Genomic DNA, 21348 nt, shown 5'->3' on the forward strand with positions numbered 1-21348 from the left:
GCTCGTCGCCGGCGGCATCGGTGGCGATGGGCCCCATCGGTGGCCCGGTCGCGACCGAAACTGCTCCCACCGCTTCGCCGGCCGCAACGCTTGCGTAGGAAAACGCCGGCGCATTGACGGCGCCCGGCGCCGATGGCTTAGAGTGCGGGCTCCCCCCTCACACCGCCCCTTTTCGCCATGCGCCCATACGCCCTGTTCGCCTCCGCCCTCGCCATGCTGCCGTGGTCGGCCGCGGCGCAGCCGGCCACCTACGGTCCGCAACTGGAAGGGTTCGACTATCCGCATCCGGTGCAGCAATACCGCTTCACCTCGCAGCAGCAGACGCTGCAGATGGCGTACATGGATGTGCGCCCACAGCGGCCCAACGGACGCACGGTGGTGCTGCTGCACGGCAAGAACTTCTGCGCCGCGACCTGGGAGGACGCCATCGCCGCGCTGCACGCGCAGGGCTACCGGGTGATCGCGCCGGACCAGGTCGGCTTCTGCAAGTCGAGCAAGCCGGCGGCCTACCAGTTCTCGTTCGCGCAGCTGGCCGCCAACACCCGTGCGTTGCTGCAACAGCTCGGCATCGAGCGCGCGGCGGTCGTCGGCCATTCGATGGGCGGCATGCTGGCGATCCGCTATGCGCTGATGTATCCGCAGGCGACCGAACACCTGGCCCTGGTCAATCCGATCGGGCTGGAGGACTGGAAGGCGCTGGGCGTGCCGTGGCAAAGCGTGGACGCGTGGTACCAGAGCGAACTGAAGACCAGCTTCGACAGCATCAAGCAATACCAGCTCCGCACCTACTACGCGGGCCAGTGGACGCCCGCATTCGAGCGCTGGGCGCGCATGCAGGCCGGCATGTACGCCGGCCCCGGCAAGCAGGCCGTGGCCTGGAACCAGGCGCTGACCTACGACATGGTGTTCAACCAGCCGGTGGTCTACGAGCTGCCGCAACTGAAGGTGGCCACCACGCTGTTCATCGGCCAGAAGGACAACACCGCGATCGGCAAGGCGCTGGCCCCGGACGCGGTGAAGGCGCGGCTCGGCGATTACCCGGCGCTGGGCAAACGCGCCGCGGCGGCGATCGCCAACGCGCGGCTGGTCGAATTCGCCGAACTCGGCCACTCGCCGCAGGTGCAGGACCCGCGTCGGTTCAACGCCGCGCTGCTGGACGCGCTGTCGCGCTGAGGTCCCTGCGCAGAAGGGCAAGGCCCGCCTGTGCCCGCCGGTGACCCGCCGAGCGGCTCTGCGCCGCCTGCCGGGCGCGCGCTGCGCTTGCGCCCTGCAACATTGATGGCGCCATCGGCCGCCGTGCAGGCGCGCCGGACCCAACGTTGTCAACTATTACTGTGATAGCAACCCCGGTTGTTTCTCGCGGGCAATTGACAACGTTATCACCGCAGTCGACGGTCCCCTCTCCAGCGCAGAGGAGGCGGCCCGCACCCATGGCGCCGGCCACCCACCAGTGGCGCTGGAATGCAGCCAGTACGGGGCTTTCCGGCTGCTTTCCGAAGATCCGTTGGCCACATCGCACAGGACAGGAGGTTTCACCATGAACGTGAAATTCGCTCTACCGTGGTTGTTGTGCTGTACCGCCCTTGTCGCATTCGCGAGCCAGGCACGGGCGCAATCCGTGTCCTGCAGCGGCATCGCCCAATGGGACGCCGCCAGGATCTACCAGAGCGGCGACAAGCTGGTCTTCCAGGGCAAGCTGTACCAGGCCACCACGCAGATATGGAACGCCGCGCCCACCTACTGCACCAGTTGCGGCTGGTATCAGGACCTGGGCACCTGCAGCGCCACCGGCAACCAGCCCCCGACCGTGGCGTTGACCGCACCGGCCAGCGGCGCGAGCTTCTCCAGCGGCGCGGCGATCACCGTGTCGGCGAACGCAGCGGATGCGGACGGCAGCATCGCCAAGGTCGAGTTCTTCCGCGGCGCCACTTCGCTGGGCAGCGACACCAGCGCGCCTTACGGCGTCACCTGGAGCAACGCCAGCGCCGGCAGCCATCAGCTGACCGCCGTGGCGACCGACAACCAGGGCGCCAACGCGACCTCGGCGGCGCGCAGCATCACCGTCATCGGCACCCCGCCCACCGACACCACCGCGCCGAGCGTCCCCACCGGCCTGGCCTCGGCCACGCAGACCAGCAGCAGCGTCACCCTGTCGTGGAACGCGGCCAGCGACAACGCCGGCGGCAGCGGCATCGCCGGCTACCGCGTCTACCGCAACGGCGCGCTGGTCGGCTCGCCGACCGCGACCGCCTACACCGACTCGGCGCTGGCCGCCGACACCAGCTACAGCTACCAGGTCGCCGCGCGCGACAACGCCGGCAACGCCTCGGCCAGCAGCGCGGCGCTGAGCGTGCGCACCCGGCCGTCCGGCGGCGGCGGCGGCAAGCGGGTCATCGGCTACTTCGTGCAGTGGGGCATCTACGGCCGCAACTACCAGGTCGCCGACATCGAGAAGAGCGGCTCGGCCAACTACATGACCCACATCAACTACGCCTTCGGCAACGTGCGCAACAACCGCTGCGAAGTGGGCGTGGTGCAGCCGTCCGACCCCAACACCGGCGCCGGCGGCGATGCGTTCGCCGACTACACCAAGTCGTTCGCGGCCGCGCAGAGCGTCGACGGCGTGGCCGACACCTGGGACCAGCCGCTGCGCGGCAACTGGAACCAGCTGAAGAAGCTCAAGGCCAAGCATCCCGGCCTGAAAGTGCTGATCTCGCTGGGCGGCTGGACCTGGTCGCGCGGTTTCTCCAGCGCCGCGCGTCCGGAGAACCGCCAGGCCTTCGTGGCCTCGTGCATCGACGCCTACATCCGCGGCAACCTGCCGGTCACCGATGGCGCGGGCGGCGCGGCGGCCGCGGCCGGCGTGTTCGACGGCATCGACATCGACTGGGAATACCCCAACGCCTGCGGCATCAGCTGCGGCAGCGCCGAGGACCGGCAGAACTTCACCGCGCTGATGGCCGAGTTCCGGCGCCAGCTCAACGAGGTCCGTCCCGGCCTGCTGCTGACCGTGGCGGTGGGCGCCGGCGTGGACAAGATCCGCGCGACCGATCCGGCGCAGTACCACCCGTACCTGGACTACATCAACGTCATGACCTACGACTTCCACGGCGCGTTCGAGCCGATCACCAACCACCATTCGGCGCTGTTCGATTCGCCGGCCGATCCTTCCACCGGCGACCAGCGCTACTACAACAGCAACGATGCGATGCAGGCGTTCCTGGATGCCGGCGTGCCCGCGGCCAAGCTCAATCTGGGCATCGGCTTCTACGGGCGCGGCTGGACCAACGTGCCCAACGTCAACAACGGCCTGTACCAGAGCGGCAGCCCGGCGCCGGGCACCTACGAGGCCGGCATCGAGGACTACAAGATCCTCAAGAACGCGGCCGGCACCTCGCATACCGACAACGCCGCCGGCGCGCACTGGAAGTACAACGGCAGCACCTTCTGGAGCTACGACACGCCCGGCGTGATCACCCAGAAGATGGGCTACGTGAAGGCGCAGGGTCTGGGCGGCGCCTTCTTCTGGGAGTTCAGCGGCGATGCGCCGCAGGCGGAACTGGTCAAGGCGGTCAGCAACGGCCTGCAATAGGCGGCGCGACAACGCCATCCACCAAAACGAAACGCCGGCGCAAGCCGGCGTTTCTCTTTGCCCGTTCCGACACGAGGTCGGGCGCGCCGCGGCGCACGCGGCCGCTCAGTCGGCGGCGATGCGCAACACGTCGTCGAGCAGCGCCGCGGCAGTGACTTCCGCGCCGGCGCCCGGCCCCTGGATCAACAGCGGCTGGCGCAGATAGCGGTCGCTGTGCAGGGCGACGCGGTTGTCGGTGCCGGCGCCGCTGGCCAGCGGATGGCCCAGCGGCAGTTCGCGCAACGCCACCGACGCCCCGTCGGCATCGAAACGGCCCACGAAACGCAGGCAGGCGCCGTTGCCGCGCGCCTGCGCCAGGCGCGCGGCCAGCGGCGCATCCAGCGTCGACAGCGCCGCGTCCACCCCGGCAGGCGCAGCCGCCGCCAGCGCCGCCGGCAGCAGCGAGTCCACCTGCACCTGTTCGGCGCTCAGCGGCAGCCCGGCGGCGCGCGCCAGGATCAGCAGCTTGCGGCGCACGTCCTCGCCGGACAGGTCCTCGCGCGGATCCGGCTCGGTATAGCCGGCCGCCGCGGCCTCGCGCACGCAGTCGGAGAACGCGCGGGCGCCGTCGTAACGGTGGAACAGCCACGCCAACGAGCCCGACAGCACGCCTTCCACCGCATGGATGCGGTCGCCGCCGGCGACCAGCGCGCGCAGGCTGCTCAGCAGCGGCAGGCCGGCGCCGACGGTGGCGCTGTCGCCGTAGTGGGTGGCGCCGGCGTGCCGCGCCGCCTCGATCTGCTGCGCGCGCGCCAGCGCTGCGCCGCGTCCGAGCTTGTTGGCGGTGACCACGTGCACGCCACGCGCCAGCCACTGCGCATGCCGCTGCGCGACGGCGTCGCTGGCGGTGGCATCGACCAGCACGTCGCCGCGGCGCAGGTCGTCCGGTTCGAGGGCCTGCGCCTGCGTGCCGCGCGGCGCGGCGTTGGCCGCGTCCAGCGCGTGCGCCGGGACCGCCAGGCATGCCTGGCGCGTGCGCGAGTTGGCCAGCCAGGCGAAGGCCGGCAAGCCCGCACGCCGTTGCTGCAAGGCCTGGTAGCGGGCGACGAACGCCCGGCCGACGGTGCCGGTGCCGAGCAGGGCCAGCCGCGGCGCGTGCGCGGCCGGCGCAGCGCGCGCCGGCAACGCGAGTTCGTCGTCGGCGAGCCGGCTCACGCGTCCACCCGTTTGCGCGCCACCGCCTCGCCGGCCTGCTGCGCGCGCAACAGGCCCGCCCGCAGATCGGCCAGCAGGTCCTCGCTGGACTCGATGCCCACCGACAGCCGCAACAGGCCATCGGAGATGCCCGCATGCGCGCGCGCCTCGGCGCTCATCGCCGCATGCGTCATCGTCGCCGGATGCGCGATCAGGCTCTCCACCCCGCCCAGCGACTCGGCCAGGGTGAAATAGCGCAGGCCGTCGACGAAGGCGCGCACTTCCGGCTCGCCGCCGGCCAGTTCGAAGCTGATCATCGCGCCGAAGCCGCGCTGCTGGCGCGCGGCGACCGCATGCCCCGGATGCGCGGCCAGGCCCGGGTAGTAGACCTGGGTGACCGCCGCATGGCCGTCGAGCAGCGCCACCACCGCCTGCGCGTTCTCCTGGTGCACGCGCAGCCGCGCGTCCAGGGTGCGCAGCCCGCGCAGGGTCAGGAACGCGTCGAACGGCGAGCCGGTCAGGCCCAGCGCGTTGGCCCACCAGCTCAGCTGCTGGTGCAGTTCCGGATCGGCGGCGATCACCGCGCCGCCGACCACGTCGCTGTGGCCGTTGACGTACTTGGTGGTGGAATGGATGACGATGTCGGCGCCGAAGGCGATGGGCTTCTGCAGTGCCGGCGACAGGAAGGTGTTGTCGACCACGGCCAGCGCGCCGGCCTTGTGCGCGGCATCGATGACGAAGCGCAGGTCGGTGATGCGCAGCAGCGGGTTGGACGGGGTCTCGATCAGCACCAGCTTCGGCGCCTGCGCCAGCGCGTCGGCGAGCGAACGCGGGTCGGTCAGGTCGGCGGTGATCAGCTCGAAGTGGCCCTTGTTGGCCAACGCGTTGAACAGGCGCCAGCTGCCACCGTACGCATCGTGCGGCACCACCAGCCGGTCGCCCGGCTGCAGCAGCGCGTTGAGCACCAGGTTGATCGCGCCCATGCCGGTCGCGGTCACCACGCCGCCGGCGCCGCCTTCCAGCTCGGCCAGCGCTTCGCCGAGCAGGTCGCGGGTCGGGTTGCCGCTGCGGGTGTAGTCGTACTGGCGCTTGTTGCCGAAGCCGTCGAAGCTGAAATTTGACGACAGCACGATCGGCGGGGTCACCGCGCCGTAGGCGCTGTCGCGGTCGATGCCGGCGCGCACCGCGGCGGTGGCGGCGCTACAGGGCAGTTCGTTGTCGTGGGCAGTGCTCATGCGGTAGCTCCGGTGGTGCGCAGGGCGGTGGCGAGGATCGCGTCGATGCGGTCGGTTTCTTTCAGGAAGGCATCGTGGCCGTACGGCGAACGCAGCACGCGCAGGCTGCCGCGCGGGCCCAGGCCCTCGACCAGGGTGACCAGGTCGGACAGCGGCACCAGGCGGTCGCCTTCGACCGCGACCACCACGGTGGGCACGGCGACGGCCGCCGGGTCGATGCGGTGCAGGTCGATCGATTCGGACAGGCGCAGGTAGGCGTTGACCTGGGTGCGCGCCACGTACTGCGCGCCGGCGGCGTCGAGATAGTCCTCGGCGGCGACGCGGACGCGGCCATTGATCACTTCCGGCGGCGCGTCGAAGCGCTCGCCGAATTCCTCCGGGGTGCGGTAGCTGAGCATCGCGAACTGCCGCGCCAGCGACAGCCCGTGGCTTTCCGCGCACTGCAGCTGGCCCAGCGCCACCGCGCGGCGCTGCAGCGCGCGCCAGGCGGCCGCGTACGGATGCGCGCGGTGCGCGCCGCTGACCGCCACCAGCCGGCCCAGCCGCTGCGGGTGGCGGACAGCCAGCTGCAAACCGACCAGCGCACCGTAGGAATAGCCGACCAAACCGTGCAACCGGGCGATACCCAGCGCGTCGAGCAGCGCAGCGATCGCATCGGCCTGGTCGGCGGTATCGATCGGCGCGTCCAGGCTGCCGTCGGCGCCGACGAAGTCGAACGCGAGCAGCCGCCGCTGCGCCGGGTCCAGCGCGCGGCCGCCGCCGACCAGGCCCTCGGCCCAGCCCTTCTCGGGGAAGGCGGCGTTGGCGGCCAGGTGGCGGTGCGCGGAGATGCCGCCGGCGACGAACACCACCGGCGCCTCGGCCGGGCCAGTGAGTTCGTAGCGCAGGCGCAGCAACTGCACGCCGGCATGGCGCAGCGGCAGCGCAATCGCGGTTTCGCCGCGCAACGCGATCACGCTGTCGTCGGGCGCGGCGGAAGCGACGTACGGATCGGGGACGGGAGGGCGGCTGGGCGTGTTCACGAGGCTCATGGCGGTATCCGGGGAGGAACGGCCATCGAGCTTCGCGGAGCTCGCGTTCGACGTGCGAAGGCACTGATCGAACCATCTTTCGGCGGACGCGGTGGTCCCCGCAGGATTTGGCACCTACACGTGCGCTTGCGCGCCCGCTGGCTGCCCCGGCATCAAAGGGCCTGTCCCTCCGCCGGTCTCGATGGTGACCCCACGATGCCAGCGTTGTTCGCCGATGTCAAATCTCTTTATTCGGATAAAGCGATGAAAGGATCACGGATCGCGGCTGACGCATAATCCCGCCTCGCGACCGCCGTCGCCCGACCCCACCGCTCCAGGAGCCCCGCGATGCCCGGCCAGCCCCCGACCCCGGCCAGCGCCGGCCGCGGCCCGACCGCGCGCCGGGCTGCCGCCCCGTCCCGCCCCTTGCATGCCCTGCGCTGGCTGCTCGGCGCGAGCGCGCTGCTGTGGCTGGCGCCGCCCGCCACCGCGGCCAAGCTGTACGCCTGGAAGGACGCCGATGGCGTGACCCACTACGCCGACCATCCGCCGGACCCGCAGCTGGCCGGCCCGGTGCAGGCGAGCGTGCTGCCCTACCGCAACCCGCCCGGCGCGCTGGCGCAGCTGCGCCTGGAGAGCCAGGGCGCGCGCCAGCTGGCCTGGGCCGAGAACCGCCTGTACGGCCCGGTGCAGGTGGAGCTGCGCTACCGCCGCGCCGACAACGTCACCGCGGTGCCGGCGCTGCCCGCGCGCGCGGTGCTGCCCGCGCGCGGCAGCGCGCTGGTCTCGCGCCTGTACGTGAACGACCCGCGCCACGGCAGCCATTTCGACCTGGTGCTGGACGCGCTGCCGGGCGACCCCGCGGCCAAGCCGCAGGACTACGCCTATCGGCTGCCGTTCGAATACGGCCGGGTGCGCGTGGACCAGGGCTTCGGCGGCAGCTTCAGCCACAACGACGCGCAGAACTACTACGCGCTCGACTTCGCCGTGCCCGAGGGCACCGCGGTGCTGGCGGTACGCGACGGCTGGGTGATGCAGGTGGAGTCGGATTTCGACAAGGCCGGGCTGAACCGGGAGAAGTTCGGCGGCCGCGCCAACTTCATCCGCATCGTCCACGACGACGGCACGATGGCGGTCTACGCGCACCTGAAGTGGGACGGCGTGCAGGTGCGCACCGGGCAGCGGGTGCGCTCCGGGCAGCGCATCGCGCTGTCCGGCAATACCGGCTACAGCACCGCGCCGCACCTGCATTTCGTGCTCCAGGTCAACCGCGGCATGCGCCTGGAATCGATCCCGTTCCGCATGTTCGGCACGCTGGGCGAGCTGAAGTTCGCCCGCGAGGGCGCCGCCGCGGCGCCGGCCGACGCCGCGCGCTGACCCGCGCCCGCCGCCGCGGCGCTATAATTCCGCCCTTCCCTGTAGCCGTGATCGCCCAGTGGGCGCCGTTGCCATGTCCGATGTTGTCCAGGAAGCTGCGCGCCGCCGCACCTTCGCCATCATTTCCCACCCCGACGCCGGCAAGACCACGCTGACCGAGAAGCTGCTGCTGTTCGGCGGCGCGATCCAGATGGCCGGCTCGGTCAAGGGCCGCAAGGCCGCGCGCCATGCGACCTCCGACTGGATGGCGCTGGAAAAGGAGCGCGGCATCTCGGTGACCTCGTCGGTGATGCAGTTCCCGTACGAAGGCAAGATCATCAACCTGCTCGACACCCCCGGCCACGCCGACTTCGGCGAGGACACCTACCGGGTGCTGACCGCGGTGGACTCGGCGCTGATGGTGATCGACGTGGCCAAGGGCGTGGAAGAGCGCACCATCAAGCTGATGGAGGTGTGCCGGCTGCGCGACACGCCGATCATGACCTTCATCAACAAGCTCGACCGCGAGGGCAAGGACCCGATCGACCTGCTCGACGAAGTGGAGACCGTGCTCGGCATCCAGTGCGCGCCGGTGACCTGGCCGATCGGCATGGGCCAGCGCCTGAAGGGCGTGGTGCACCTGATCAGCGGCGAAGTGCACCTGTACGAGCAGGGCCGCAACTTCACCCGCCAGGATTCGACCATCTTCCCGTCGTTGGACGCGCCCGGGCTGGCCGAGCGGATCGGCGAGCAGATGCTGGCCGAGCTGCGCGGCGAACTGGAACTGGTGCAGGGCGCCAGCCACGCGTTCGACCTGGACGCCTACCGCGCCGGCAAGCAGACCCCGGTGTTCTTCGGTTCGGGCGTCAACAACTTCGGCGTGCAGCCGCTGCTGGACTTCTTCGCCGAACACGCGCCGCCGCCGCAGCCGCATGCCACCACCGGCCGCCAGGTGCAGGCGACCGAGGAAAAGCTGACCGGCTTCGTGTTCAAGATCCAGGCCAACATGGACCCGCAGCACCGCGACCGCGTCGCGTTCATGCGCGTGTGCTCGGGCCGCTTCAGCGCCGGCATGAAGACCCTGCACGTGCGCACCGGCAAGGAAGTGAAGCTGGCCAACGCGCTGACCTTCATGGCCAGCGACCGCGAGATCGCCGCCGAGGCGTATCCGGGCGACGTGATCGGCATCCACAACCACGGCACCATCTCCATCGGCGACACCTTCACCGAGGGCGAGGCGCTGTCGTTCACCGGCATCCCCAACTTCGCCCCGGAGCTGTTCCGCCGCGCGCGGCTGCGCGACCCGCTCAAGCTCAAGCAGCTGCAGAAGGGCCTGGCTCAGCTGTCGGAGGAAGGCGCCACCCAGTTCTTCCGCCCGCTGATGAGCAACGACCTGATCCTGGGCGCGGTCGGCACCCTGCAGTTCGACGTGGTGGCCTACCGGCTCAAGGACGAGTACGGCGTGGATGCCAGCTTCGAGCCGGTGGGCGTGGTCACCGCGCGCTGGGTGCATTGCGACAACGCCAAGAAGCTGGAGGAGTTCCGCGAGAAGAACGCGATGAACCTGGGCATCGACGCCGCCGGCGAACTGGTCTACCTGGCGCCGACCCGGGTCAACCTGCAGCTGGCGCAGGAACGCGCGCCGGACGTGCGCTTCGCCGCGACCCGCGAGCACGCGCACAGCGTGGCGCTGGACTGAAGCCACACTTCCGCTCGGCGCGCTTGAACGGCGCGCCAACCGGCACCCGCGCCGCGGATGCGAATGTCTCGCAATTGGGGTAAGTTGCGGGGATGACTGCAGACCCGTCGTCCTCGCCATGAACGCAGACTCGTCTCCTTCATCGAACGCGTCCTCGACACTGGACCTGCGCGACGAGGTCGCCAGCGCGGTGACCCATGGGCTCGGCGCGATCGCCGCCCTCGCCGGCGGCGCGGTCCTGATCACCCTGGCGGCCATCTACGGCGACGGCTGGCAGCTGGCCGGCGCCATCGTGTTCGGCGTGGCGCTGCTGTTGCTGTACACCGCCTCCACGCTGTACCACGCGATCCAGCATCCGCGGGCCAAGAGCCGGCTGAAGGTCTTCGACCATTGCGCGATCTACCTGCTGATCGCCGGCACCTATACCCCGTTCACCCTGATCGCGCTGCGCGGCCCGTGGGGCTGGGGCATGTTCGCGATGATCTGGACCCTGGCCATCGCCGGGGTGATCTTCAAGCTGTTCTACACCGGGCGCTTCCCGCTGCTGTCCACCGTCATCTACGTCGGCATGGGCTGGTCGGTCGTGGTCGCGATCAAGCCGATGCTCGCCTCGCTGGACTACTGGACGCTGGGCTGGTTGCTCGCCGGCGGCCTGTTCTACACCCTGGGCACCTATTTCTATCACCGCGAATCGATCCGCTATTCGCATGCGATCTGGCATCTGTTCGTGCTCGGCGGCAGCGTCTGCCACTTCGTCTCGGTGACCGCGCAGGTGCTGTAGCGGCGCGGTCGCCGGCCGCTTTTTCGCGCCCTGTGCACAGCCAACGCCCAAGTATGGCCGGCATGGATCACGATCCCAAAACGCCACCCACCCGACGCTCCTGGCCCTGGCGCCGCGCCGACGGCCGCCTGCGCCGCTGGCCGTTGGTGCTCGGCGCGCTGGTCCTGATCCTGCTGATCGTCATCCTGCTGTTCGACTGGAACTGGTTCAAGGGCCCGGTGGAGCGCGCGGTGCAGGCCAGGACCGGACGCGAGTTCCACATCGCCGGCAACCTGGACGTGGACCTGGGACGCATCACCACCATCCGCGGCGATGGCCTGAGCTTCGCCAACGCACCGTGGGCCAAGCAGCCGCAGATGGCCACCGCGCAGCGCGCGGAAATCGACCTCGCGGTATGGCCGCTGCTGCGCGGCAACGTGCGCATTCCCGAAATCCGCCTCACCCAGCCGAACCTGTTGCTGGAAACCGGCCCCGACGGCCAGCCCGGCAACTGGAGCTTCGGCAGCAACGACGGCGGCAGCGCACCGGCGCTCGGGCGCCTGCTGGTGGAGCGCGGCAGGCTGAAGTTCACCGACGCCCCCGGCCGCACCGATATCGACGTCAGCGTCGACAGCCTGACCTCGCGGCGCACCCGCGGCGATGCCGCGCCGCCGATCGAAGTGGCCGGCAAGGGCCGCTGGCGCGGCAATCCGTTCACGCTCAAGGGCAGCACCGCCTCGCCGCTGGAACTGAGCGACAGCGACCACCCGTTCCGCATCGACCTGCGCGGCAGCGCCGGCGCGACCCGCGCGCACATGCGCGGCACCCTGACCAATCCGTTCCAGCTGCGCGTGTTCGACCTGCAGATGGCCCTGTCCGGCGCGGACATGGAAGACCTCTATCCGCTGTTGGGCATCGCCATGCCGTCCACGCCGCCCTACCAGCTCGACGGCCGGCTCAAGCGCAACGGCGAGATCTGGCGCTACGAGAAGTTCACCGGCCGCGCCGGCGACAGCGACCTGTCCGGCACCGTGCAGGTGGATGTCGGCGGGCAGCGTCCGTTCCTGCGCGCCGACCTGTATTCGCAGCGCCTGGACTTCGACGACCTGGCCGGCTTCGTCGGCGCGCCGCCGCGCACCGGCAGCAACGAGACCGCCAACGCCGAGCAGAAGGCCCAGGCGCAGAAGCTGGCGGCCAGCGACAAGGTGTTGCCGAACACGCCCTACAACCTGAGCAAGCTGCGCTCGATGGATGCGGACGTGCGCTGGAAGGCCAAGCGCATCAACGCGCAGAAGCTGCCGCTGGACGACATGGACGCGCACCTGAAGCTCAACGACGGCGTGGTGCAGTTGCAACCGTTGAACTTCGGCGTCGCCGGCGGCGACATCCGCTCGGACATCCGCATGGACGCGCGCGCGCCGACCATCGCCACGCGCGCCAAGATCTCGGTGCGCGGCATGCAGCTGGGCCGCCTGTTCCCGGATTCCCAGCTGGCCAACCAGGCGTCCGGCGCGATCGGCGGCGAGATCGCCATCGCCGGCACCGGCAACTCGATCGCGCAGATGCTCGGCACCGCCGACGGCAACATCGCCATCGGCATGGGCAAGGGCCACGTCGGCAACCTGATCATGGAACTGGCCGGCCTGGATATCGCCGAGTCGTTGAAATACCTGATCACCAAGGATCGCGAGATCCCGGTGCGCTGCGCATTCGGCGATTTCGGGGTCCGGGACGGGGTGATGAACTCGCGCGCACTGGCGTTCGACAGCACCGATACGCTGATCATCGGCAGCGGCACCATCGATCTGAAGCAGGAGCAGCTGGACCTGCTGCTCAGGCCGCGGCCGAAGGACCGCAGCATCCTGTCGCTGCGTTCGCCGCTACGCGTCGGCGGCAGTTTCAAGGATCCTTCGTTCCGTCCCGATTTCAAGGCGCTCGGCGCACGTGGCGCGCTGGCGCTGGCGCTGGGCGCCATCGCGCCGCCGGCGGCATTGCTGGCGACCCTGGAAACCGGCCCCGGCGAAGACAGCGACTGCGGCGGCAAATACGCGAAATGAGCCGGGACTCGGGACCGGGGACTCGGGACCCGGAAAATCAAAAGCCCATGTCGCGCCCTTGCTTTTCCGGGTCCCGAGTCCCCAGTCCCGGCCCCGTCAACTCGTGATGTAGCGCTGCAGCTGATCCAGTTCCTGCTGCTGCTCCTCGATCACCGCCTTGACCAGGTCGCCGATCGAGATCACCCCGACCACCGCGCCGGACTGCACCACCGGCAGGTGGCGGATGCGCTGGCCGGTCATCAGCTCCATGCACTGCTGCACGGTCTGCGACGGGTCCACCGTGAACACCTTCGCGCTCATGATGTCGCGCACCGGCGTGGTCGCCGACGAGCGGTCCTGCAGCACCACCTTGCGCGCGTAGTCGCGCTCGGACAGGATGCCGACCAGCCGCTCGTCGTCCATCACCAGCACCGCGCCGATGCCCTTGTCGGCCATCAGCCGCAGCGCGTCCACCACCGCCGCGTCGGGCGGCACCGTATGCACGTCACGCCCTTTCTCGCCCAACAGCTGTCTCACCGTACGCATCACTGCCTCCCGGTTCGCTGGTTCGTAGGCCCGAGGATACTCCTCCCGCCGACGCCGGCGCGTGCCAGCTGTCTACCAGGTACAACGGGCGCTGCTTGGACTCCTCGTACAGCCGGCCCAGGTACTCGCCGATCAGGCCCAGCGCCATCAGCTGCACCCCGCCGAGGAACAGGATCACCGCCATCATCGTCGGCCAGCCGGCAACCGCATCGCCCCACAGCGCGGCCTTGACCACCACCCAGGTGCCGAACACGAACGCGCACAGTGCCGTCAGCAGGCCCAGATAGGTGGCCACGCGCAGCGGCGCGGTGGAGAAACTGGTGATGCCTTCCAGCGCGAAATTCCACAACCGCCACAGGCTGAACTTGCTGCGCCCGGCCAGCCGCGGCGCGCGCCGGTACGGCAGCGCGGCCTGGCGGAAACCGACCCAGCCGAACAGGCCCTTCATGAAGCGGTGGCGTTCGCGCAGCTGCTTCAACGCGCCCAACGCGCGCGGCGACAGCAGGCGGAAATCGCCGGTATCGGCCGGGATCGGCGTCTTGGACAGCCGCCCGATCACCCGGTAGAACAACGAGGCGGTGCTGCGCTTGAGCCAGCTCTCGCCTTCGCGCGCCACGCGCGTGCCGTAGATGTCGTCGAAACCGGCGCGCCAGCGCGCGACGAACTGCGGGATCAGCTCCGGCGGATCCTGTCCGTCGGCGTCCAGGATCATCGCCGCGCCGTGCTCGACGAAATCCAGCCCGGCGGTCAGCGCCGATTCCTTGCCGAAATTGCGCGACAGCCGCAGCACGCCGACGCGCTCGTCCTGCGCGGCGAGCGCGCGCATCACCTCCCAGGTCGCATCGCGGCTGCCGTCGTCCACGTACAGCACCCGCCCCTCGATCCCGTCCAGCCCGTCCATCGCGGCGCGGATCCGCGGATGCAGCAACGGCAGGGTCTGCGCCTCGTTGAAGGCGGTGACGACGACGGTCAGGCGCTCGGGTTCCATCGGCCGATGGTACGGAGCCGGTCCGGCGTTCACCAGCTAGCGCGCCGGCGCGTGCAGATAGCCGGGCCCGCCCAGCTGCCGCGCCTGGCGCTGGATCCAGTTCGCGCGGCGCTGCACGTACGGCCCCGGCCGCGCCGCGCTGTAGCGCTGCGGCGCCGGCAGCACCGCGGCCAGGCGCGCGCTCTCGGCCGGGCTCAGCCGCGCCGCGTCCTTGCCCCAGAAGCGGCGCGCCGCCGCCTGCGCGCCGTACACGCCGTCGCCGAACTCGGCGACGTTGGCATAGACCTCCAGGATCCGCTGCTTGGACCACAGCGCCTCGATCAACACCGTGTACCAGGCTTCCAGGCCCTTGCGGATCCAGCTGCGGCCCTGCCACAGGAACAGGTTCTTGGCGACCTGCTGGCTGATCGTGCTGGCCCCGCGCAGGCGCCCGCCGCGCGCGTTGTGGTCGCGCGCCTTCTCGATCGCGTCCAGGTCGAACCCGTGGTGCAGCGGGAAGCGCTGGTCCTCGGCGGCGACCAGCGAGATCGGCAGGCTGGGGGCGATCTGCTGCGCGTCGCGCCAGTCGTAGGCGATGCGGAACGACCATTCGCCCTGGCCCCACGCGCGCAGCTGGCGCTCGGCCATCATCGCCGAGAACGGCGGATCGACGAAGCGCAGCACCGCCACCTGCAATACGCTCGCCGCGGCGAACAACAGCGGCGCGGCCAGCAGCCAGCGGCCCCAGCGCCGCCACCGCGATCGCGGCCGCGCCGGCGGCGCGCCACTTGCAACGTCCGCCCGCGCCCCCATTGCTATGCGTTCTTCGACTTTCTTCACCATGATGACCCGCTATCCTTCTGCCGCCATCTTCCCATGCGCAGCGAGCCCGCGATGAGCGCCAACGACCAGTTGACCCGTTTCCTGCTGCCGGCGGCCGGCGTGCGCGGGGTGCATGTCGAGCTCGGCCAGGCGTGGCGCGAGATCCTCAGCCGCGCCAGCTATCCCGTCGCGGCCACCGAACTGCTCGGCGAGGCCTGCGTCGCCGCGGCGCTGTTCACCGGCCACACCAAGGTCGACGGCCGCCTGTCGGTGCAGCTGCGCAGCCAGGGTGCGCTGCGCACGCTGTTCGCCGAATGCACCGCCGCCGGCACCTTGCGCGGCATCGCGCAACTGGTCGACGGCCACGACGCGCCGCGCGACCTGCGCGAACTCGGCGAGCAGGCGCTGATGGCCATCACCATCGAGAACCCGGGGCTGGACCCGCGCGAGCCGCAGCGCTACCAGAGCCTGGTGGCGCTGTCGGCGGCGGAGCTGGGCGAGGCGTTCGAGGACTACTTCCGCCAGTCCGAACAGCTGCCGACGCGGCTGGTGCTGGCCGCCGACGGCGCACGGGCGGCCGGTTTGCTGCTGCAGAAGCTGCCCGGCGACGCCGGCGACCAGGACGGCTGGAACCGCGCCGGCGCGCTGTTCGAGACCGTGGCCGAAGACGAACTGCTGTCGCTGCCGGCCGACATCCTGCTGCACCGGCTGTTCCACGAGGAAGCCCCGGAAGTGCTCGGGCGCAAGCCTTTGCGCTTCGGCTGTTCCTGCTCGCGCGAGCGCGTGGCGGCGATGCTGCGCTCGCTGGGCGAGGAGGAAGCGCGGGCCGCCGCCGAGGCCACCGGCCAGGTCGAGATCCGCTGCGAGTTCTGCGGACGCCGTTATGACTTCCCCTTGACGGAATTCGGCGTATTGTTCGCTGTAACGCCGGCTGAACCGCCCCCGCCGGAGCGCTTGCAATAGTGGAAAGGGCGAAGCGTCTGGGGAGGCGAACTTGTTAAAGAAACATAAATCCTCTAGCATCATTCACCCCGCCCGGCGGGAACTTTGCGTTCCCGCCAGAGTCTGAGACCCCTGATGCGACCGCTATTGCGCCTGACCGTTGCCCTGTTGATCGCCCTCGCGGCGAGCACGGGCGCGCATGCGCAAAGCAAGCCGTCGGCCGGCAATCGCGACAGCACTGTCCTGCCGGTCTGGAACAAGGGCAGCGGCAAGGTCGAAGCCCTGCTCTATCTGGAACCGACCGGCGAACAGGCGGTCGGCGCGCGCTGGCATTTCGGGCGCAATTCGCTGGACGCCGCGTTCGGCCTGTCGTCCGGCGACTCGCTTGGCCTGCTGTGCAGCAGCGCCAGTGGCAGCAGCATCAGCGGGCTGGCCAGCCACTGCATGCTCGCCAGCCTCGGCGACGACGACAACGACACCGGCCAGCGCCTGGCCGCGACCACCACCTTCAACCGTCCCGGCGGGCGGCTGTCGCTGTCGGCCGGTACCGGCCGCGACAACCTGCCGGCATGGCTGGCCGGCGCCAACAAGACCCCGTCGCTGCGCATGGAGCAGAACGACCTGACCGTGTTCGCGCAGCAGAACATCGGCCGCGAGGGCTTCGTGTCGATCGGCGGCACCTACGCCCGCGCGCGCCTGGTCCCGATTTCCGACGCCTCGCCGGCGCTGGTCGACCAGTGGGACAGCAAGAGCCTGACCCTGGGTGGCGGCTACGGCTCGTTCAGCGCCAACGTGATCGGCCGCGTCGTCGACGTCCCTGGCCAGCCCGGCAAGTGGGAGGGTGTGGGCCTGGGCCTGACCTGGCGCACCCCGTGGAGCGGCCAGCTGACGGTCGGCGCCGAGAACGTGATCACCCGCGGCAAGAACCCGTTCGCGCCGAACAACGTCAGCACCGACGAGGGTACGGTGCCGTATGTAAGGTACGAGCAGGATCTCTGAGCCCCTCTGGCCCCATGTCTCCTTAGAAAAAAGCGCCCGCTGGGCGCTTTTTTTGTGCTGAATGCGAGGTATCCAGGAATTGACCTTCACCCGATTCCATCAATTTGTTAACGCTACTTTAATTCTTGCTCAAGGCGGGATACCATCGGGTCACCCTGAAGGTTTTGGCGTCGCGCTTTCGACTCCACCGGCAGGCACACCATGGGTCAAACCCAGATCTCATTCGGAGAGAGAGCTAATGAATTGCAAGACCAACAAACTGCGCGATGCAGTTGTGCTCGCGCTTGTCGTGGGCGCCAGCGGCACCACCGGCGTTGCGTTTGCGCAGGATGCCGGCAGTGGAAGCGCCACCAACCTGGATCGCATCGAAGTCACCGGTTCGCGTATCCGCCAAGTGGATACGGAAACCGCGCAGCCTGTGCTGCTGATCAGCCGTGACCAGATCGAGAAGCAGGGTTTCAAGTCCGTAGCGGACATCCTGCAGAACATTCCGACCGCAGGCTCTCCAGCCATTAGCCGTACCTCGCCTCTGGCGTCGGGTGAGAACGTCGGTGGCTACTACATCGACCTGCGCAATCTCGGTGCCAACCGCACTCTGATCCTGGTCGACGGCAAGCGCCTTGGCGCTACCAACGGCGGCTTGCAGGACGTTTCCTCGATCCCAGCCGTCTCGGTCGAGCGCATTGAAGTGTTGAAGGATGGCGCGTCCACCATCTACGGTTCCGACGCCATTGCCGGCGTAATCAACATCATCACCCGCAAGAATTTCGATGGCGCCGAAGCCAATGCCTATATTGGCCAGTGGGGCCAGGGCGACGGCCAGCGCCAGGTCTACGATTTCATCATCGGAACCACCGGCGAGCGCGGCTCGCTGACCGCGGGCGTCGAATACACCAAGGAAGATCCGGTGTGGGCGCGGGACCGCTGGTTCAGCCGCGACCGTTTCCCCACCGGTGAAAAGTCCGATCCGCGTCCGGGCGGCCTGTCCGGCACCACGCAGTTCGGCCGTTTCAGCTACGACACCGGCACCGTGGACGACGATGGCGACCCCATCTTCGCAACCCGTACGCTGCGTCGCGATGTCGCCGGCTTGAATCCGGCCGATTTCAGCAGCTACCGCCCGCTGAACGGCACGGACGTATCCAACCCTGCGCTCGCCTCCACTGTCTATAGCGGCATCGAGCGCAAGTCGGCATTCTTGAACGGTACGTTCAATTTCACCGACAACGTTCGGTTCGACACCAGCGTCCTGTACACCGACCGCGAGTCGTTTGCGCAGAATGCAGGCTATCCGTTCAATAGCGCGAATTTCGAGCTTTCCGCAGGCGGCCTGTCGGAAGACAGCGTCTTCAATCCGCTGGGCAACCAGGCAGCGGGTACCCTTCCTCCGGGCGTCGCTCCGCAGGCAGTTCAGTACGTGCGTCGTGGCTGGGAAGTTCCGCGCGAAGTGCATAACAGCGTCACCACGTACCGCTTCACCGGCACATTCAGCGGCACCTTCGAGTTCGGCGCCGACAAGTTCTGGGATTGGGACGCGGGCTATCTGTACAACCAGAACAAGGGGGTCCAGGTCAGCACCGGCAACCTGAACACCTATGCGGTCGGATTGGCCACCGGTCCGTCCTTCATCAATGCCGAAGGTGTGGCGCAGTGCGGTACGGCAGCCAGCCCGATCCCGCTGGGCACCTCGGCCGGCAACTGCACCCCGTGGAACCCGCTGGTCCCGTACGGCTACAACGGCGCCAACGGCTTGGCAGATCCGAACGTGCAGGGCTTCCTGTATCAGGATGGCCAGGCCGTTTCGAAGACCGAAACGAAGAACTTCTTCGCCAACATCTCCGGCACCATCGTCAGCCTGCCTGCCGGTGACCTGGGTGTTGCGGTCGGTCTCGAACACCGCGAGGAAAGCGGTAGCTTCTCTCCCGACGCGATGGCGCAAACCGGCATCTCCACCGATCTGGCTGCGGGCCCGACCCGAGGCAAGTACAGCCTGGACGAAGTCTATGCCGAGTTCCAGGTACCGCTGCTCGCGGACATGCCGTTCGCTCAGGAACTGAGCCTGTCGCTCGCCAGCCGCTATTCGGACTACGACAACTTCGGCAACACCGTCAACAGCAAGTTCGGCTTCAAGTGGAAGCCGATCGACTCGCTGCTGGTCCGCGGCACCTGGGCGGAAGGCTTCCGTGCCCCGACCATCGCCGATCTGTATGGTGGCCTGTCTCAGAGCTTTGAGAACTACACCGATCCGTGCGACACCTCGTTCGGTACGGCTGGCGGCAATCCGCGCTGCTTGGCCGACGTGCCGGCCGGTTTCCGCCAGCTCAACGCTTCGGGCACCACCGTGGCCCCGGGTCCTGGTGAGCAGTCGAATGTGCCGTTCATTTCCGGCTCCACGCCGACGCTGACCCCGGAAACCTCCACCTCCAAGACCCTGGGTCTGGTATGGAGCCCGGAATTCATCAGCGGTCTGAACGCGTCGCTTGACTGGTGGCATGTCCGCATCGAGAACACGATCGTGTCCGACGACCCGACCACGCTGCTCGAAGACTGCTATCTGCGTGGCATCGAATCGCGCTGCACCGGCTTCACCCGCAACGCCGCGGGCAACGTCACGGAGCTGTCCTTTGGCTTGCGCAATGCCGGTTATCAGGAAACCGAAGGCTACGACTTCGACCTGAACTACCGCTTTGATACTCCTTGGGGCAACTTCAACGCCGCGTGGTTGAGCACCTATGTGGTCAAGAACGAGCTGAAGCAGGACAACTCGGACAACCCGCCGAGCCAGCAGAACGGCTATGGCGGCTACTTCCGTGTCCGCTCGAACCTGACCTTGACCTGGCAGATGAATGACTGGGCCGTCAGCTGGAGCACGCGTTACTACTCCAGCACGAAGGAGCAGTGCTTCTTCGACGAACGTTGCAGCACTCCGGACTTCAGCGCGCCGGAGTACGCAGGCGCCACCTACCCCGTCAACAAGATCGGTTCGAACACCTTCCATGACGTGCAGGTCAGCTACAACACGCCGTGGAATGCGACCGTCGCGGTGGGCGCGAACAATGTGTTCGAGCATTACTCCGCTCCTGCATACGCGCAGCCGAACTCCGGCTACTCGTACTACGGCGGTTATGACATCGGTCGTTTCATCTACATGAAGTACCAGCAGCGCTTCTGATCGCGTAGAAATTCGCGATGGCGTCACCACAACGGCCCCGAAAGGGGCCGTTGTTTTTTAAAACTGGCTTCGACGCATCGATCGAGAATTGCTGCGAGCGGTTGTTCAAAAGACCGTCAGCTGAAGACGTGGCTATTCGCAGTTCGCCCCCTCTTCATCTGCGCTCGGAACTAGTCACCCGTAACCACTTTACGAAGAGTGAACCGATGCAGGAGGTGCAGTCGACCACGAGACTTACGCTCCGGGACTTACACAACCAAGCAGAGCCCCGCTTGCGTGCCCGCCTTCGCTCTCAACCCGGAATCAACGTCACGATCACGTGCTCGACGTAGGCCTCGAATTCCTCGCGGGCCTGCTTGGGCTGGTGCAGCTGCAGCGACAGCTGCAGGAAGCCGACGTAGGCCGCATAGGCCAGGCGCGCGCGGTGCTGGGCGTCGGTGCGGCTCAGGCCGGCCTGGCGGAACGAGGCGATCAGGTAGTCCATGCGGCGCTGCGAGACGCGGTCGATCACCGGGCGCACCGCCGGGTGATCCAGCGCCTTGAGCAACTCGCTGTAGATGATGTGCGGCTTGACCTCGTGCGCGACCAGTTGGAACAGCGCGCGCAGGCGCGTGCGCGGGTCGGGGACTTCTTCCAGGCTGCCGAACACCTGTTGCTGTTCCACCACCTCCCAGCGTTCCAGCGCGGCCTGCAGCAAGGCATCGCGCGAGGGGAAATGCCAGTAGAAGCTGCCCTTGGTCACGCCAAGACGCCTGGCCAAAGGCTCCACCGCGACGGCGCTGACGCCCTGTTCGGCGATCAGGTCCAAAGCGGCCTGCGCCCAATCCTCGGCGCTGAGTCGGTTGTTGCGGCCGCCACTCGGAGCGGCGGCATCGTCGGAAGAGGGAGCGGAGGCGTCGTTCATCCGACGATTTAACCATACGCCGCAGTCGGTTGCAGTATGTGCACGCCATGAACCGCGCGCAAATGCCTGTCGGCGAAGGGTTTGGCAAACCATACCCTATCGTATTGACAAGGCGGTCGGCTTATCCATACCATC

At 68.5% G+C, this 21348-nt stretch carries 16 protein-coding genes, 1 pseudogene and 1 riboswitch; of the genes and pseudogenes, 10 read left to right on the top strand and 7 right to left on the bottom strand.

Annotated features, from left to right (window positions below; all coding sequences use genetic code 11):
• The first annotated feature begins 177 nt into the window (after positions 1 to 177).
• From JR065_RS04415 to JR065_RS21795, 3 genes and pseudogenes are all read left to right on the top strand, one after another.
• Entirely contained in the window at positions 178 to 1173 is a 996-nt protein-coding gene (locus JR065_RS04415; RefSeq protein WP_206232455.1) for an alpha/beta fold hydrolase, read from the top strand.
• A gap of 364 nt (positions 1174 to 1537) precedes the next feature.
• Positions 1538 to 1996 (top strand): annotated as a pseudogene (locus JR065_RS21855) (Ig-like domain-containing protein); the annotation flags it as partial.
• Positions 1997 to 2008: 12 nt separating this feature from the next.
• On the top strand, positions 2009 to 3592 hold the full coding sequence (locus JR065_RS21795; RefSeq protein ID WP_429001838.1) for a glycosyl hydrolase family 18 protein: 1584 nt from the start codon (positions 2009 to 2011) through the stop codon (positions 3590 to 3592).
• A gap of 105 nt (positions 3593 to 3697) precedes the next feature.
• Here JR065_RS21795 and JR065_RS04425 read toward each other — a convergent pair whose 3' ends face one another.
• The 3 genes from JR065_RS04425 to metX are packed head-to-tail and all read right to left on the bottom strand — an operon-like array spanning position 3698 to position 7031.
• Entirely contained in the window at positions 3698 to 4756 is a 1059-nt protein-coding gene (locus tag JR065_RS04425) for a homoserine dehydrogenase (protein WP_241093384.1), read from the bottom strand.
• Between the two features lie 26 nt (positions 4757 to 4782).
• Positions 4783 to 6000 (bottom strand): O-succinylhomoserine (thiol)-lyase, encoded by a 1218-nt coding sequence (locus JR065_RS04430; RefSeq protein ID WP_206232459.1) that lies wholly within the window; start codon positions 5998 to 6000, stop codon positions 4783 to 4785.
• Positions 5997 to 7031 (bottom strand): homoserine O-succinyltransferase MetX, encoded by a 1035-nt coding sequence (gene metX, locus JR065_RS04435; RefSeq protein ID WP_206232460.1) that lies wholly within the window; start codon positions 7029 to 7031, stop codon positions 5997 to 5999. The genes JR065_RS04430 and metX overlap by 4 nt, the downstream gene beginning before the upstream one ends.
• Positions 7032 to 7100: 69 nt before the next feature.
• Positions 7101 to 7219: riboswitch (SAM riboswitch) on the bottom strand.
• Positions 7220 to 7358: 139 nt separating this feature from the next.
• Here metX and JR065_RS04440 point away from each other — a divergent pair.
• From JR065_RS04440 to JR065_RS04455, 4 genes are all read left to right on the top strand, one after another.
• Positions 7359 to 8387: a peptidoglycan DD-metalloendopeptidase family protein gene (locus tag JR065_RS04440; RefSeq protein WP_206232462.1), complete on the top strand. Its 1029-nt coding sequence runs from the start codon at positions 7359 to 7361 to the stop codon at positions 8385 to 8387.
• A 73-nt stretch (positions 8388 to 8460) separates the two neighbouring features.
• The gene (locus tag JR065_RS04445; protein ID WP_206232463.1) at positions 8461 to 10065 is read left to right on the top strand and encodes a peptide chain release factor 3; all 1605 of its coding nucleotides are present in this window, start codon (positions 8461 to 8463) and stop codon (positions 10063 to 10065) included.
• Positions 10066 to 10183: 118 nt separating this feature from the next.
• Entirely contained in the window at positions 10184 to 10846 is a 663-nt protein-coding gene (trhA, locus tag JR065_RS04450; protein WP_206232465.1) for a PAQR family membrane homeostasis protein TrhA, read from the top strand.
• A gap of 62 nt (positions 10847 to 10908) precedes the next feature.
• A complete protein-coding gene (locus JR065_RS04455) occupies positions 10909 to 12882 on the top strand; it encodes an AsmA family protein (RefSeq protein WP_206232467.1) in 1974 nt (657 codons plus the stop codon).
• A gap of 96 nt (positions 12883 to 12978) precedes the next feature.
• On the opposite strand, the gene JR065_RS04460 is transcribed toward JR065_RS04455, so the two are convergent.
• Genes JR065_RS04460 through mtgA form a run of 3 tightly spaced genes read right to left on the bottom strand, consistent with a single transcriptional unit; the run spans position 12979 to position 15187 of the window.
• The gene (locus tag JR065_RS04460; RefSeq protein WP_206232469.1) at positions 12979 to 13407 is read right to left on the bottom strand and encodes a CBS domain-containing protein; all 429 of its coding nucleotides are present in this window, start codon (positions 13405 to 13407) and stop codon (positions 12979 to 12981) included.
• Positions 13367 to 14395: a glycosyltransferase family 2 protein gene (locus JR065_RS04465; protein ID WP_206232471.1), complete on the bottom strand. Its 1029-nt coding sequence runs from the start codon at positions 14393 to 14395 to the stop codon at positions 13367 to 13369. The genes JR065_RS04460 and JR065_RS04465 overlap by 41 nt, the downstream gene beginning before the upstream one ends.
• A gap of 36 nt (positions 14396 to 14431) precedes the next feature.
• Complete coding sequence (mtgA, locus tag JR065_RS04470) at positions 14432 to 15187, bottom strand: monofunctional biosynthetic peptidoglycan transglycosylase (RefSeq protein WP_206232543.1); 756 nt, start codon at positions 15185 to 15187, stop codon at positions 14432 to 14434.
• Between the two features lie 81 nt (positions 15188 to 15268).
• Between mtgA and JR065_RS04475 the strand changes: the two genes are divergently transcribed.
• The 3 genes from JR065_RS04475 to JR065_RS04485 all read left to right on the top strand — a co-directional run bounded on the left by JR065_RS04475 (position 15269) and on the right by JR065_RS04485 (position 20309).
• On the top strand, positions 15269 to 16159 hold the full coding sequence (locus JR065_RS04475) for an Hsp33 family molecular chaperone HslO (protein WP_206232473.1): 891 nt from the start codon (positions 15269 to 15271) through the stop codon (positions 16157 to 16159).
• Positions 16160 to 16273: 114 nt separating this feature from the next.
• Positions 16274 to 17137 (top strand): hypothetical protein, encoded by an 864-nt coding sequence (locus tag JR065_RS04480; RefSeq protein ID WP_206232475.1) that lies wholly within the window; start codon positions 16274 to 16276, stop codon positions 17135 to 17137.
• Positions 17138 to 17375: 238 nt separating this feature from the next.
• Complete coding sequence (locus JR065_RS04485) at positions 17376 to 20309, top strand: TonB-dependent receptor domain-containing protein (RefSeq protein WP_206232477.1); 2934 nt, start codon at positions 17376 to 17378, stop codon at positions 20307 to 20309.
• Between the two features lie 292 nt (positions 20310 to 20601).
• On the opposite strand, the gene JR065_RS04490 is transcribed toward JR065_RS04485, so the two are convergent.
• Positions 20602 to 21213 (bottom strand): TetR/AcrR family transcriptional regulator, encoded by a 612-nt coding sequence (locus JR065_RS04490; RefSeq protein WP_206232479.1) that lies wholly within the window; start codon positions 21211 to 21213, stop codon positions 20602 to 20604.
• Between the last annotated feature and the right edge of the window lie 135 nt (positions 21214 to 21348).

Source organism: Xanthomonas sp., assembly GCF_017163755.1.
Taxonomy (GTDB): Bacteria; Pseudomonadota; Gammaproteobacteria; order Xanthomonadales; family Xanthomonadaceae; genus Xanthomonas_A.

Excerpts from the sequence above, each read along its gene's own strand:
- JR065_RS04415 (WP_206232455.1), top strand. The coding sequence starts at position 178 with ATGCGCCCATACGCCCTGTTCGCCTCCGCCCTCGCCATGCTGCCGTGG.
- JR065_RS04430 (WP_206232459.1), bottom strand. The coding sequence starts at position 6,000 with ATGAGCACTGCCCACGACAACGAACTGCCCTGTAGCGCCGCCACCGCC.
- metX (WP_206232460.1), bottom strand. The coding sequence starts at position 7,031 with ATGAGCCTCGTGAACACGCCCAGCCGCCCTCCCGTCCCCGATCCGTAC.
- JR065_RS04440 (WP_206232462.1), top strand. The coding sequence starts at position 7,359 with ATGCCCGGCCAGCCCCCGACCCCGGCCAGCGCCGGCCGCGGCCCGACC.
- JR065_RS04445 (WP_206232463.1), top strand. The coding sequence starts at position 8,461 with ATGTCCGATGTTGTCCAGGAAGCTGCGCGCCGCCGCACCTTCGCCATC.
- trhA (WP_206232465.1), top strand. The coding sequence starts at position 10,184 with ATGAACGCAGACTCGTCTCCTTCATCGAACGCGTCCTCGACACTGGAC.
- JR065_RS04455 (WP_206232467.1), top strand. The coding sequence starts at position 10,909 with ATGGATCACGATCCCAAAACGCCACCCACCCGACGCTCCTGGCCCTGG.
- JR065_RS04460 (WP_206232469.1), bottom strand. The coding sequence starts at position 13,407 with ATGCGTACGGTGAGACAGCTGTTGGGCGAGAAAGGGCGTGACGTGCAT.
- JR065_RS04465 (WP_206232471.1), bottom strand. The coding sequence starts at position 14,395 with ATGGAACCCGAGCGCCTGACCGTCGTCGTCACCGCCTTCAACGAGGCG.
- mtgA (WP_206232543.1), bottom strand. The coding sequence starts at position 15,187 with ATGGGGGCGCGGGCGGACGTTGCAAGTGGCGCGCCGCCGGCGCGGCCG.
- JR065_RS04475 (WP_206232473.1), top strand. The coding sequence starts at position 15,269 with ATGAGCGCCAACGACCAGTTGACCCGTTTCCTGCTGCCGGCGGCCGGC.
- JR065_RS04480 (WP_206232475.1), top strand. The coding sequence starts at position 16,274 with ATGCGACCGCTATTGCGCCTGACCGTTGCCCTGTTGATCGCCCTCGCG.
- JR065_RS04485 (WP_206232477.1), top strand. The coding sequence starts at position 17,376 with ATGAATTGCAAGACCAACAAACTGCGCGATGCAGTTGTGCTCGCGCTT.
- JR065_RS04490 (WP_206232479.1), bottom strand. The coding sequence starts at position 21,213 with ATGAACGACGCCTCCGCTCCCTCTTCCGACGATGCCGCCGCTCCGAGT.